The sequence below is a fragment of the Stagnihabitans sp. genome (assembly GCF_964946895.1).
Genome location: NZ_CBBQHX010000027.1, coordinates 47604 through 61400 on the forward strand (window position 1 = coordinate 47604; position 13797 = coordinate 61400).

A 13797-nucleotide genomic window follows, 5' to 3' on the forward strand; every position below is an offset into this window, starting at 1 on the left:
TGCACCTGCACAATCCACCCATCCTTCAATGCCGCCATGCAGCAAGTGCATGGCTGGGCCTTACAAAATTTTCATAATTTTCAACATACTCGCTGAATTTTTGAGCATTTGGTCAACAGAGCCTTGCCCTTTGCCCGAAAGCGGAACACGCTGCCAAAGCCTTGAGCACAGGAGAAACACATGACCCTGACCCGCGACATAGTCATAGCGCAGCTGGCGAAGATTTCCACGCCAACCGGCGGGACTTTGGTGAGTGACGATTTGATTCGTGCGCTAACGATCGAGAGCGGTGTTGTGCGTTTCGTGATCGAAGCGCCGTCGCCGGAACAGGCCCGGGCCCTTGCGGCAGCGCATCAGGCGGCCGAATCGGCGCTGAAAGCCTTGCCCGGCGTGACCTCGGTGCAAGCGGTGATGACCGCGCATGGTCCCGCTGCCAAACCCGCGCCGCGTCCCGCCCCGGGGGCAGAGCCGCCGTCGCTGAAGATCGGCGGCCATGCCGCACCGCATCAGGGCGGCCCGGCACGGGTGACGGGCGTGGACCGCATCATCGCCGTGGCCTCGGGCAAGGGCGGGGTGGGCAAATCCACCGTCGCCTCCAACCTCGCGGTGGCGCTGGCGCGGCAGGGCAGGCGGGTCGGCCTTCTGGACGCCGATATCTACGGCCCCAGCCAGCCGCGCATGATGGGCGTATCGAAACGCCCGGCCTCACCCGACGGCAAGACGATCGAACCTTTGCAGGCGCATGGCGTCACCATGATGTCGATCGGCCTCATGCTGAAGGAAGACGAGGCGGTGATCTGGCGCGGCCCGATGCTGATGGGGGCCTTGCAACAGCTGATCAACCAGGTCGCCTGGGGGCGGCTGGATGTGCTGGTCATCGACCTGCCACCGGGAACCGGCGATGTGCAACTGACGCTGGCGCAGCGCACCCACCTGACCGGCGCCATCGTCGTGTCCACCCCGCAGGACGTGGCGCTGCTGGATGCCCGCAAGGCGCTTGACATGTTTGACAAGCTGAAGGTGCCGGTTCTGGGCCTGATCGAGAACATGTCGACCTATATCTGCCCGAACTGCGGCCACGAGGCGCATATCTTCGGCCACGGCGGCGTGGCGGCAGAGGCGCTGAAGCTGAACCTGCCCTTCCTGGGCGAGCTGCCGCTGAACCTTGAGGTCCGCATCGCTGGCGACGCCGGCACGCCGATTGCAGCGACCGACAGCCCGCTGGCCGAGCCCTATCTGCGGCTGGCACGGCGGCTGATCGACGGCGGCATGGGCTGAGGCCGGGAAACCGTCCCACCGGGGCAGGCGGGGGGCGGCGCCGCCCCCCGCACCCCCTGCGCCGAGAGGCCTTTGCGGCCTCCCGGACCCTCCGGAGCCCCTGTCTGCAAAGGACGGGGCCAAGACTCGGGCTGTCGGGCGGGAAACCGTCCCACCGCGCCTTGGGCCGCCTCGACGCCCGGCGGGCTGCCGTCACATCCGGCTCGCGCCGGGATCACGCGCAGGTGATTCGGCCTCCCTCGGCCAGATTTGGCCGGGAAATGCCCCCACTTTGTGGAAAATCCCAGAACAGGTGGCGCCGCGCCCGGCAATTGTGCGACATTTAAGCCACGCTTGCCGACAAAGCTGTTCGCTAAATATAGCGTAAAGGTTTCGCGCATCCACCACAGGTGGCGTTTTGCGCCCCCAGATCTTGGCCTCGGCGCCCCCTTGGATCAACAAGTGGGGCGGTTTCCCGAAAATTCCCTTGAAATGGGGGGATCTCCCGGGCATACATGGCTCAAGAGACGGGCAGTACTGAAGCGGGCAGACGACAAGCCCAAAACATAAAGAGCCAGAGGCAGGTTCATACAGGCTTCCCCCTCCCAGAAGACAATCGAATCCGGCGCGTGGCGCGAGCAGACGTCTCCCCCAAGACGGCGCACGAAGCAGGACACCCAGCGATGGGACAGGCGGCGGACCCGGCAGTGGCAGCAGCAGGGTCCGCCGATTTCATTTCTACACCCTGCCAGTGGTTTTTGCCCAGATCCAAAGTGGGATCAAGACTTAAGGGAGGCGCGCCGCGCCGTGGTGATCGAGACGTTCAGGGGCGAACACTACCTCAAGGTAGATGCCAAGGGCCGCGTGATGCTGCCCGCGCCCTTCCGGCATGTCTTTGATCAAGCTGACAATCCCGAAGCCGGTGCCGGGTTTCAGATGCTTCTGGTCTATGGCGGTTCGGACCGTCAGTATGTCGAGGGCTACACCCGGGCGGGGGCCGCCGATCTGGACCGCCGCATGGCGCAAATCCCGCTTGGCACCGACGAATACGATCTGGCCAACGCAATTTTCGTGGAACAATCCATCTCGGTGGAAACCGACAAGGATGGCCGCTTCAGCCCGCCGCCGCAGGTGCGCGAGAAGCTGGGCCTGCCGAAGGAAGAGGTCGAATTGGCCTTTATCGGCGCCCGACACTCGTTCCGCATCTGGCGCGCCGACACCTACCGTGCCAAACGCAAGGCCGAGATCGAGGCGCTGGAAGCCAAGCTCTTGCGCGGGGCTGACCCGTTGTCCTTGTTCAAGACGACCACCTAGGGGGACGAAGTGCAGACAAGCGATCCGCTGCCCGATCGCGTTGACGACAGATCGGCCCATATTCCTGTCCTCTTGCGCCCCATACTTGAGACGGTCGCCCCGGTCAGCGGTGTCTGGCTTGACGGCACCTTCGGCGCGGGCGGCTATGCCCGTGGCCTGTTGGAGGCGGGGGCCGCCAAGGTCATCGGCATCGACCGCGATCCTCTGGCCCACCAGATGGCCGCCCCCTGGGCCGGCCAATATGGCGACCGGCTGCAGTTGATCGAAGGCACCTTCTCCGACCTTGACACGCTGGCCGGTGAACCGCTGGATGGCGTCGTGCTGGACCTTGGCATCTCCTCCATGCAGATTGACCAGCCCGAACGCGGCTTTTCCTTCCAGAAGGACGGCCCACTGGACATGCGGATGAGCCAGCAGGGCCCCTCTGCCGCCGACATCGTCAACAAGGGCTCGGAAGGCGAAATCGCCGACATCCTGTACCACTACGGCGAAGAACGCGCCTCGCGCCGCATCGCCCGCACGATTGTCGAGGCCCGCGCCAAGGCCCCCTTCGAGACCACCCTGCAACTGGCCGAAGTGGTCGCCCGCTGCCTGCCGCGCCCCAAACCCGGCCAAAGCCACCCCGCCACCCGCAGCTTCCAAGCCCTGCGCATCGCGGTCAACGCCGAATTCACCGAACTCGCCCAAGGCCTTGCCGCCGCCGAACGGGCGCTGAAGCCCGGCGGGCTGCTGGCGGTTGTCAGCTTCCACAGCCTGGAAGACCGCATCGTCAAGCGCTTCTTCCAGCTGGCCTCGGGCGCGGAAGCCAACACCAACCGCTATGCCCCGGCCCGGGCGGATGTCACCGCCCGCTTCACGCTGGTCAACAAACGCGCGATAGAGGCGGACGCAGCCGAGCTTGAGGCCAACCCCCGCGCGCGCTCGGCCAAGCTGCGCGTGGCGCGCCGAACCACGGCCCCCGCCAAGGCCATCGCGATGGAGGACATCGACGTGCCCTTGGCGCCCAAGCCCAACGCCCGGAAGGCCAACACCTCCAAGGGAAGAAGCTGAATGCGTCCGGTGCTGTACCTTCTGTCGTTCATCGCGGTTCTGGGGCTGGCCTTCTGGGCCTACCGGGAAAACTATGCGACACAGCACCAGTTGAAGCAGATGGCCGCCGTGCAGGACGAAATCGCGGCCCTCCGGGATGAAATCGCCATGCAGAAGGCCGAATGGGCTTACCTCAACCGCCCGGACCGCCTGCGCGACCTCGCCTCGATGAACTTCGACCGTCTGGGCCTGATGCCGATCGAACCGCTGCAACTGGGCAGCGCCGACCAGGTCGCCATGCCGCCGCCGCCCGCCCTTGTCATCAAGGGCACGGTGGACACCTCGGGCGTGCAGGCCTCCCCCGATGTCACCGCCCAAAACGGCCCGGCCAAGGTTGCCCAATCCCCGGCGCAAGCGACCCCGACCGCGCCAGCCAAACCCGCCTCTGATGCAGAGCAAATCCCATGATCCGCACCCCGCTCCGCCCGTTGGCCCGCATTCTTGACGCCCGCGCCAAGGGCGAAAACCCGGATGTGATCGAACGGGAAAACCTGGCGCTGCGCCACGAAGAGATGCGCGACGCATCGCGGGCGCGGGCGGAACGCCGGCTGATGATCCTTGCCATCGGCTTCTTCATCGCCTTCAGCGTGATCGGGGCCCGGATGGGCACGCTGGCCGCCTCTGAACCCACCGAGCCCCGCGCCGCAGCGGGTGGGTCGGAAATCACGGCGCAACGCTCTGACATTCTGGACCGCAACGGCCGCATTCTGGCCACCAACATGCTGACCCATTCGCTGTATGCCCAGCCTGCCGACATGGTGGACCCGGTCCACGCCGCCACCGAACTGGCCGCGATCTTCCCCGAACTGGATGCCAAGGCGCTGGAGCGCCGCTTCACCGACGGTCGCAGCTTCCTGTGGGTGCGCAAGGTGCTCTCGCCCGAGCAGATGCAGAAGGTCCATGAAATCGGCGACCCCGGCCTGTACTTCGGCCCGCGCGAGATGCGGCTTTACCCCAATGGCAACCTCGCTTCCCATGTGCTTGGCGGGGCGGCCTTCGGCGCCGAAGGCGTCGACAGCGCCGAGGTGATCGGCACCGCCGGCATCGAAAAAGACCTCGACACCCGCCTGCGCGACCCGGCCCAATCCGCCACCCCGCTGACACTGTCGATCGACCTGACCCTGCAGGCCAATGTCGAAGAGGTTCTGGCCACCGGCATGCACACGCTGCAAGCCAAGGGCGCCGCCGCGATCCTGATGGATGTCCACACCGGCGAGGTTCTGGCGCTGGCCAGCCTGCCCAACTTCGACCCCAATGACCGTCCGGCCCTGTCGCCCGCGGTGGATCCCTCGGACAACCCCCTGTTCAACCGGGCGGTGCAGGGGGTCTATGAACTCGGCTCCACCTTCAAGATCTTCGCCGTGGCCCAAGCCATGGACCTTGGCCTGATCACCCCCGACACGCTGATCGACACCGCCCAACCCTTCATCTACGACGGCTTCCGCATCAACGAGTTTGATGGCCACAACTACGGCCCGACCAAGACCGTGTCCGATGTGATCGCGGTCTCCTCCAACATCGGGGCGGCCCATATCGGCCTGATGATCGGCGGCGCGCGGCAAGAGGCGTTCCTCAAGACCATGGGCCTTCTGGACCCGCCGCAGATCGAACTGTTCGAGGCCCCCTCGGCCCGCGCGCTGGTGCCCAAGAACTGGTCCGGCATCGTCACCGTCACCGCCTCTTATGGCCATGGCGTGTCCACCAGCCTGTTGAACCTCGCCGCCGCCTATTCCACCATCGCCAATGGCGGGCTGAAGGTGACGCCGACGCTGATCCATTCTGACGCCCACACCCCCGGCCCCCGCATCGTGACCGAGGCGACCGCCAAGGCCTGCGTGATGATGATGCGCCGCGTGGTGACCGATGGCACGGCAACCTTCGCCGACGTTCCGGGCTATGAAGTGGCCGGCAAGACCGGCACGGCCGAGAAGCCCAAGAAGGGCGGCGGCTATGACCATGAAAAGGTCATCAACACCTTCGCCTCGGTCTTCCCGGCCAGCGACCCGAAATATGTGCTGGTGGTGACACTGGATGAACCGGTGGAAACCGCGGGTCTGAAGCCGCGCCGCACCGCCGGCTACACGGCCGTGCCCGTGGCCGGCGAGATCATCCGCCGCATCGGCCCGCTGGTTGGCCTGCGCCCGCAACTCGACGGCACCGGCCTGACCGCCGCCGCCGCCATCAACGCCCCGGTCAAAGACCCGGTGGCGCAGGAGTAGCCATGTCCGCCCCCAATCCCGCCGCCCCCAATCCTGCCGGCGCCAAGAAACTGTCCCACCTCGGCCTGTCCGCAAGGGCGGGCCGTGATCCTGTGATCACCGGCCTCACCGCCGACAGCCGCGCGGTGCGCGACGGTTTTGTGTTCGCAGCCCTTCCCGGCAGCGCCACCCACGGCGCCAGTTACATTCCCACCGCCATGGCCGCTGGCGCCTCGGCCATCCTCACGGATGCCCTCGGCGCCAGCCTCGCGCAAGGGGCGCTCGAAGGGGCACCCGTGGCCCTCGTCGTCGCCGAAGACCCGAGGGAGGCGCTGGCCCGCGCCGCAGCCCTCTGGTTCGGCGCGCAGCCGGCGACCATGGTCGCCGTGACCGGCACCAACGGCAAGACCTCGACCGCCACCTTCTGCCGCCAGATCTGGATGCACCTTGGCCACGCCGCCATCAACATCGGCACCACCGGGGTCGAAGGGGCCTGGGCCGCCCCCTCGGCGCACACCACGCCGGACCCGATCACCCTGCACCGAATGCTGGCGCAAGCCGCCGAAGCCGGTGTCACCCACGCCGCGATGGAGGCCTCCAGCCACGGCCTTGACCAGCGCCGCATGGACGGCGTGAAGCTGAAAGCCGCAGGCTTCACCAACTTCACCCAAGACCACCTCGATTACCACAAGACCTTCGAGGCCTATTTCGACGCCAAGGCCGGTCTTTTCACCCGCCTTCTGCCGCCCGAGGGCACCGCCGTCATCAATCTCAACGACCCCAAGGGCGAGGCCCTCGCCGCCATCGCCCGCCGCAAGGGCCAGGGCCTGATCACCGTCGGCCATGGCGAACAGGCTGACCTGCGCATCCTCGCGCAACGCTTCGACGCCACCGGCCAAGACCTGCGCCTGTCCTTCAAAGGTGTCATCCATCAAGTCCGCCTCAACCTGATCGGTGGCTTTCAGGCCGAGAATGTCACCCTCGCCGCCGCCCTGACCATCGCCGCAGGCGAGGCGCCGGGCGATGTCTTTGCCGCCCTTCCCCACCTGACCGGCGTGCGTGGCCGCATGCAACGGGCCGCGACCCGCCAGAACGGCGCTTCGGTGTTCGTCGATTACGCCCACACGCCCGACGCCATCGCCACCGCGCTCAAGGCGTTGCGCCCCCATGTCATGGGCCGCATCGTCATCGTCTTCGGGGCAGGGGGCGACCGGGACCGCACCAAGCGCCCCCTGATGGGCCAAGCCGCCCGCGACAACGCCGATGTTCTTTTTGTGACAGACGACAACCCCCGAAGCGAGGATCCCGCCCTGATCCGTGCAGCAATATTGCAAGCCTGTCCCGACGCAACCGAGGTCGGCGACCGCGCCGAAGCCATCCTGCGCGGGGTCGATGCCCTCGGCCCGGGCGATGCCCTGCTGATTGCCGGCAAGGGGCACGAGACGGGTCAGGTGATCAAGGGCGACATCTATCCCTTCGACGATGTGGAACAGGCCAGCATCGCAGTGGCCGCTCTGGACGGTGTGATATGACCCAACCCCAACCGCTCTGGACGGCGGCCGACGCCGCCGCCGCCACCGGCGGCACCGCCACCACCCAATGGTCCGCCACCGGCGTGTCAATCGACACCCGCACGATCCAGCCCGGTGACCTGTTCGTCGCCCTGAAAGACATCCGCGACGGCCACGACTTCGTGGCCTCCGCCCTGTCCAAAGGTGCCGCGGCCGCCCTTGTCTCCCATATCCCGGCAGGCCTGTCGCCCCAGGCCCCGCTGCTGATCGTCGAGGATGTGCTGCAGGCCCTGACCAAACTTGGCGCCGCCGGCCGGGCCCGCGCCAAGGCCAGGGTCGTGGGTGTCACAGGTTCGGTCGGCAAGACCTCCACCAAGGAAATGCTGCGCGCCATCCTGTCCGGTCAAGGCAGCGTCCACGCCGCCGAGGCCAGCTATAACAACCACTGGGGCGTGCCCCTGACGCTGGCGCGCATGGCCCCGGACGCCGACTTCGCGGTGATCGAGATCGGCATGAACCACCCCGGCGAAATCGCCCCCCTCTCGCGCCTTGCCCGGCCCCATGTCGCCCTGATCACCATCATCGCCCCCGCGCATCTGGAGGCCTTCGACAGCCTGGAAGGCATCGCCCGCGAAAAGGCCGCGATCTTCGACGGGCTGGAGCCCGAAGGCACCGCCGTCCTGCCCGCCGACCTTGACACCTCATCGCTGTTGATCGACCTCGCCCGCAGCCACCATGCCCATGTCGTGACCTTCGGCACCAGCCGAACGGCGAACTACCACCTGACCTCCGCCACCCTGCACGACAACGCCACCATCGCGCGCGCCGAACACGAGGGGCATCCCTTCCTGTTCAAGGTCCTCTCGCCCGGCCGTCACTTCGCCACCAACGGTCTGGCCGCGCTCGCCGTGGCCGAGGCCCTTGGCCTTGACCCGGTGATCTCGGCCACCGACCTTGGCCGCTGGACGCCGCCGCAAGGCCGCGGCATGAAAGAACGCGTCATCCTCGATGCAATCGACGGTCAGGGCTTTGATCTGTTCGACGACGCCTTCAACGCCAATCCCACCTCGATGGCCGCAGCGCTGGATGTGCTGATCGCCGCCCAGCCGCAAGACGGCCCCGGCCGCATCGCCACCGGCCGCCGCATCGCCATCCTTGGCGACATGCTGGAACTGGGCCCGACCGAAGACGCCCTGCACCGCGCCATAGCCGCGCATCCGGGGCTGGACAAGATCACCACCATCCACTGCGTCGGCCCCCGCATGAAGGCGCTTTACGCGCTTCTGCCCAATGGCCAGCGCGGTCATTGGGTGGCCGAAGCGAAAGACCTGCTGCCCCGCGTCCGCGCGCTGGTGGATGCCGGCGATGTGGTGCTGGTGAAAGGCTCCAAAGGCATAAAAGTCTCGCTCCTCGTTGACGGCCTGAAGAAATTAGGCCAATCCGTCGCATCCCAAGTGTTTGGAGGGGAATGAATGCTTTTCTGGATGACGCAATTCGCTGAAGGTGGCGGAATCTTTAACCTTTTCAAGTATATAACCTTCCGCGCCGGTTGCGCCTTCCTGACGGCCCTGATCTTCGGCTTCCTGTTCGGTCAGCCGCTGATCAACCTGTTGCGTCGCAAGCAAGGCAAGGGCCAGCCGATCCGCGAGGATGGTCCCCAAAGCCACCTCGCCAAGGCCGGCACGCCGACGATGGGCGGATTGTTGATCCTGTCAGCGCTGGTCTTCTCGACCGTGCTCTGGGCCCGGCTTGACAATCCCTATGTCTGGATCGTGCTTCTGGTCACCTTGGGCTTTGGCCTGATCGGCTTTGCCGACGACTTCGCCAAGGTGACCAAGCAGAACACCAAGGGCGTCTCGGGCCGCATCCGCATGCTGGCCGGGCTGATCATCGCTGCCCTCGCCACCTATGCCGCAGCGCGCTTCCACCCGCCCGCGCTCAGCAACGAGCTGGCCCTGCCGGTCTTCAAGAACGCGCTTCTGAACCTGGGCTATTTCTTCATCCCCTTCGGGATGTTCGTCATCGTGGGCTCGGCCAATGCCGTGAACCTGACCGACGGTCTGGACGGTCTGGCCATCATGCCGGTGATGATCGCCGCCGCAACGCTGGGCGTGATTTCCTACGTCGTGGGCAACTTCAACTTCGCCGAGTACCTCGGCGTCCACTATGTCTATGGCACCGGTGAGATCCTGATCTTCACCTCCGCCCTCTTCGGCGCGGGCCTGGGCTTCTTGTGGTACAACGCCCCCCCGGCGGCGGTCTTCATGGGCGACACCGGCTCCCTCGCCCTCGGCGGCGCCCTCGGCGCCATCGCCGTCTGCATCAAGCACGAGATCGTCCTCGCCGTGGTCGGCGGGTTGTTCGTGGTCGAGGCGCTGTCGGTCATCATCCAGGTCGCCTATTACAAGCGCACCAAGAAACGCATCTTCCTGATGGCGCCCATCCACCACCACTTCGAGAAACGCGGCTGGGCCGAACCGCAGATCGTGATCCGCTTCTGGATCATCTCGCTGATCCTCGCCATGCTGGGACTAGCCACGCTGAAGGTGCGCTAGGCCAAAGGCCGCACCCTGCCCAAGCGCCGGGGGTTTCACATCCCCGGACCCCCGTGGGATATTTGGGCAAGAATGAAAGAGCCGCCGATCCGCTCCGCATTTGCGCCTTGCCCAAATACTCCCGCCGGAGGCCCTTGATTTTTCGTATGAAAAATCGTGACCCCGGCGGGGGAGGGGGCTTACCAGTGCCCGGTATTGCCCATGCTGGCCCAGGGTTCCTGCGGGGCCAGGCTCTCGCCCTTCTGCAGGATCTCGATCGAGACATTGTCAGGGCTGCGCACGAAGGCCATGTGGCCGTCGCGCGGTGGGCGGTTGATCAGCACGCCGGCGGCCTGCAGCTTGGCGCAGATCTCGTAGATGTTGTCGAACTCGTAAGCCAGATGGCCGAAATGCCGGCTGTCAGACGGCAGGCCGGTGTCGCCGTCCCAGTTGTAGGTCAATTCCACCGGCGCTTCGGGCTGACCCGGAGGGGCCAGAAACACCAGCGTGAAGCGGCCCTTCTCGTTGGTGTAGCGGCGCAGCTCTTCCAGCCCAAGCAGCTTGTAGAAGGCGATGGATTTTTCAAGGTCCAGCACGCGGACCATGGTGTGCAGATAGCGGACAGTCATGGGGTTCCTCCTGATTTTGGCCGCCACCCTAGCAGGTCGCCCCGCAATGACCAGCCGTCAGAAGGCCGAACTCAGCCCGATCGTCAGCCCGACATCCGCCGTGTCGCGCACCACAACCTGCGAAATCGAGCGTGACGCGCTCAGCGTCAGTTCCGGCGCAAAGCCAAAGCGCGACAGTCTGGCAAACTGCGCCGTCACCCCGGCTTGCGCCAGCACATCAGGGTCCAGCTGCGGCGTCTTCCAGTAATGCCGCACCTCGGCCTTGCCAAACAGGCTCAGCGACAGGCCGTGAAAGTCCTGGCCGGGATCCCACTCCACCCCGACCGACACGGCGCGGTAGGCCACCCCCGCGCCCTCGGCCGCAACCTGCGTCAGGCCCAGGTCATAGCGCAGGCTGCCCCCCGCCAAGGCCTGCCGGATCGAGCCCTCTGCCGCCAGCCGCAGCGCATCGGCGGCGGGGGTGGCGGGATAGGTCGTCTGCTCCGCCGTCAGATCCAGATGCGCGCCCCAGCTGTCCGACAGCACCCGGCTCAGGCCAAACACCAGCCGCTGATGGTCAGACTGCCGTGCCCCACCAACCCAAGTCTCTCCGGCCCGCAGGTCCAGATTATACGACACCCCGGCCGCCCCCGCCCAGCCGATCGAGGTGCCAAGATCCAGACTGTCATAGAGATAATCGGCATTGCGCGCGCCCGGCTGCAGCAGATGCGCGCGCGGCGACAGCCAGACCATGCGCTGCATCCCCAGCCCATAGACCGACGCCGCCAGCCTCGGCCCCGCCACCAGCCGATAGGACAGCTCTGGCGCAAAGGTCAGCGTGGTGCCGGGCAGGGCCTGCGCAATCGGCAACGGGATCCCGAAGAAATCAAAGGAATCATGCAGACTGCCGCCGTTCACATTGTCCGTAGGCCCCCCCCCGACCGAGATGTGCAGCGTCAGCGGCGTGCGCTCCTCCAGCTGCCCGAAGGCGCCTTTCAGCAGATCGCGCTCCTCCGCTGTGCCGCTGAAATTGTCGGCCCGCCGCAGCCAGACCTTCGCCCGATAGGGCCGGTCCGCCGCCGACAGGGCCGCCGCCGTCAGATAGGCCGCCTCGAAATGCCCGGCCACCGTGGTCGACAGCGCAAAGGCCGCGCGCCCGGTCTGCACCGCTTCCGCCGCTTGCCCGGTCCGGGTCAGCCCCGCCGTCAGCAGCATCATGGAGCCCGCATCCCTCGGATCCGCCGCCAGCAACTGCCGGGCAATCCGCACCGCCAGATCGGCCTGACCGATCTGCAGGGCCTGCCGCGCCATCGCCCGCCCGGCCTCGGCCGTTACCGTCAGCGAAACCTGCGGCTCAGGCTTGGCTGCGGCCGCCCAAGGCGCCATCAGCCCGGCGGCCAGCAGCACGCATGAAAGCCCGGGGCGCATCGCGGCCTCAGGCCCGGCCCGGCCTCACGGACACGCCGGACCCCCGGCGCTGGCGCAATTGTCCAGCACGATCAGGCCATGCTCCTTGATCAGGGGATTGGTCTTGTACGGTTGGAACACCAGCAGCGCCGCCACCTGCGCAGCATCCAGCCCGGCAAAGAGCCCGGCATAATCGCCCACATCGGCGGCCCCGATCTTGACCTTGCCCGCGAAGGTCCCGGACGAAGTCACACCCGTCTCGTTCAACGCGATCGTGTCCAGCGCCGGGTCCACGATCCCCGCCGACGGCGACAGCGTGTCGATGATCGCACGCCCGTCCACGCCGCCTGACACCGACATTTCGGTGAAATCCGCCGTGATCAGCGCGCGCCCGGTGGTGCGGTACGCCCGCGTCGGGTCCAGATCGCCGCCCGGCCCGGACACCGGAACCCCGATGTTCATCATCCCCACATAGCTGCCCGAATAGGTATACTTCGGCCCAAGCCCCGAGGCGGGCAGGGTGAACACATCGGCACGCACGAAATCGCCGCCCGCGTGATAATTGGCGAACTGCCCGCCCTCCACCGCCACCAGCCCCTTGACGCTGCCGGTCTCCTTGACCAGCGCCACCACATAGCGGTTCGACGAGGATTCCTGATAGGTATAGGCCTGATAGCCGCCGACATCGAAACTCGCATTGCGCACGTAACTCGCCGACAGCGCATTGGCATCCTGCGAGGTCATGTTGATCTGGATCGTCGGCTGCCCCGGCGTGTAGGTGGCCGCCTTCATGTTCACCTTCACCGCCGCCGGCACCGTCACCTGCGTGACCCCGCCGCCACCGCCACCCCCCGCAAACGGGCTGCCACCACAGCCGGCCAGCACCAGCAACGCCATCAGGGAAATTCGAACTGCCGACATAATGCCTCACATGCTTCTTTTGATTTTGCCGCCAGTTTGCCCAAATCGGCGCGAAAGCGCAAATACCGCGCTCTTTCGAGAAAATTCCGCAGCGCGCCTGATGCAGCGCCGCACCACTGGCCTTGGCCCCGGCGCCCCGCTATTCTGTCCCCACCTCTTGCCAGAAAGGCCTGCCATGCCGCTTACCCCCGACCAGATCGCCGAAATCGAGGCCGCAAGGCAGACCCCCCGCCTGACCCTGCGCGCCGTCTCGGAGGGGATGGAGGCGCATCTCTACAAGGCCAATCAGGTGCTCGACCACGGTCTGGTCCGCGTCATCGACTACATGGGCGATGACAGCGCCATCGTGCAGGCCGCCCGCGTCAGCTACGGCGCCGGCACCAAGCATGTGCAGAATGACGAGGGCCTGATCCGCTACCTGATGCGGCACTGGCACTCCACCCCGTTCGAGATGTGCGAGATCAAACTGCACGTCAAACTGCCGGTCTTCGTGGCCCGCCAGTGGATCCGCCACCGCACCGCCAACGTCAACGAATACTCCGCCCGCTACTCGATCCTCGACCGGGAGTTCTATATCCCCGATCCCGCCCAACTCGCCGCTCAATCCACCGTCAACAACCAGGGCCGCGGCGAGGTCCTTCAGGGCGAGGAAGCCGCCCGCGTCCTCGACCTTCTGAAACGCGACGCCGCCACCTCCTATGACCATTACGAGGCGATGCTTTCCCAAGACGGCCAGCAAGGTCTCGCCCGCGAACTCGCCCGGATGAATCTGCCGATGAACATCTACACGCAATGGTACTGGAAGGTGGACCTGCACAACCTGTTCCACTTCCTGCGCCTGCGCGCCGACAGCCACGCCCAATACGAAATCCGCGTCTACGCCGACGAAATCTGCCGCCTGGTGAAGGATTGGGTCCCCCTGGCCTACGCCGCCTTCGAAGACTACCGGATGGGAGGC

The 13797-nt window shown here is 66.2% G+C and carries 11 protein-coding genes and 1 pseudogene; 9 read left to right on the plus strand and 3 right to left on the minus strand.

From position 1 onward, the window contains the following. Positions 1-180: 180 nt before the first annotated feature. The 8 genes and pseudogenes from AC1Y2B_RS16290 (at position 181) to mraY (ending at position 9924) form a co-directional block, all read left to right on the plus strand. Entirely contained in the window at positions 181-1278 is a 1098-nt protein-coding gene (locus tag AC1Y2B_RS16290) for an Mrp/NBP35 family ATP-binding protein (RefSeq protein WP_482254168.1), read from the plus strand. A 789-nt stretch (positions 1279-2067) separates the two neighbouring features. Further along, positions 2068-2571 (plus strand): division/cell wall cluster transcriptional repressor MraZ, encoded by a 504-nt coding sequence (locus AC1Y2B_RS16295; RefSeq protein WP_482254169.1) that lies wholly within the window; start codon positions 2068-2070, stop codon positions 2569-2571. 27 nt (positions 2572-2598) lie between these two features. Further along, complete coding sequence (gene rsmH, locus AC1Y2B_RS16300) at positions 2599-3621, plus strand: 16S rRNA (cytosine(1402)-N(4))-methyltransferase RsmH (RefSeq protein ID WP_482254178.1); 1023 nt, start codon at positions 2599-2601, stop codon at positions 3619-3621. Continuing rightward, a pseudogene (gene ftsL / locus AC1Y2B_RS16305) lies at positions 3622-3927 on the plus strand (cell division protein FtsL); the annotation flags it as partial. It lies immediately after the preceding gene. Between the two features lie 137 nt (positions 3928-4064). Continuing rightward, the gene (locus AC1Y2B_RS16310) at positions 4065-5879 is read left to right on the plus strand and encodes a peptidoglycan D,D-transpeptidase FtsI family protein (RefSeq protein ID WP_482254170.1); all 1815 of its coding nucleotides are present in this window, start codon (positions 4065-4067) and stop codon (positions 5877-5879) included. Positions 5880-5881: 2 nt separating this feature from the next. Beyond that, the gene (locus tag AC1Y2B_RS16315; protein ID WP_482254171.1) at positions 5882-7390 is read left to right on the plus strand and encodes a UDP-N-acetylmuramoyl-L-alanyl-D-glutamate--2,6-diaminopimelate ligase; all 1509 of its coding nucleotides are present in this window, start codon (positions 5882-5884) and stop codon (positions 7388-7390) included. After that, a complete protein-coding gene (locus AC1Y2B_RS16320) occupies positions 7387-8841 on the plus strand; it encodes a UDP-N-acetylmuramoyl-tripeptide--D-alanyl-D-alanine ligase (RefSeq protein WP_482254172.1) in 1455 nt (484 codons plus the stop codon). The genes AC1Y2B_RS16315 and AC1Y2B_RS16320 overlap by 4 nt, the downstream gene beginning before the upstream one ends. Then, positions 8842-9924: a phospho-N-acetylmuramoyl-pentapeptide-transferase gene (gene mraY / locus AC1Y2B_RS16325; protein ID WP_482254173.1), complete on the plus strand. Its 1083-nt coding sequence runs from the start codon at positions 8842-8844 to the stop codon at positions 9922-9924. Between the two features lie 179 nt (positions 9925-10103). On the opposite strand, the gene AC1Y2B_RS16330 is transcribed toward mraY, so the two are convergent. Genes AC1Y2B_RS16330 through AC1Y2B_RS16340 form a run of 3 tightly spaced genes read right to left on the minus strand, consistent with a single transcriptional unit; the run spans position 10104 to position 12839 of the window. Continuing rightward, a complete protein-coding gene (locus AC1Y2B_RS16330; protein ID WP_482254174.1) occupies positions 10104-10532 on the minus strand; it encodes a VOC family protein in 429 nt (142 codons plus the stop codon). Between the two features lie 57 nt (positions 10533-10589). Then, positions 10590-11939, minus strand: a complete 1350-nt coding sequence (locus AC1Y2B_RS16335; RefSeq protein WP_482254175.1) for a tetratricopeptide repeat protein — start codon at positions 11937-11939, stop codon at positions 10590-10592. 24 nt (positions 11940-11963) lie between these two features. Beyond that, positions 11964-12839, minus strand: coding sequence for a hypothetical protein (locus tag AC1Y2B_RS16340; RefSeq protein ID WP_482254176.1), 876 nt, complete (start codon positions 12837-12839; stop codon positions 11964-11966). A 175-nt stretch (positions 12840-13014) separates the two neighbouring features. Between AC1Y2B_RS16340 and thyX the strand changes: the two genes are divergently transcribed. After that, positions 13015-13797: FAD-dependent thymidylate synthase (thyX, locus tag AC1Y2B_RS16345; RefSeq protein WP_482254177.1), on the plus strand; the 783-nt coding region annotated here is incomplete at its 3' end.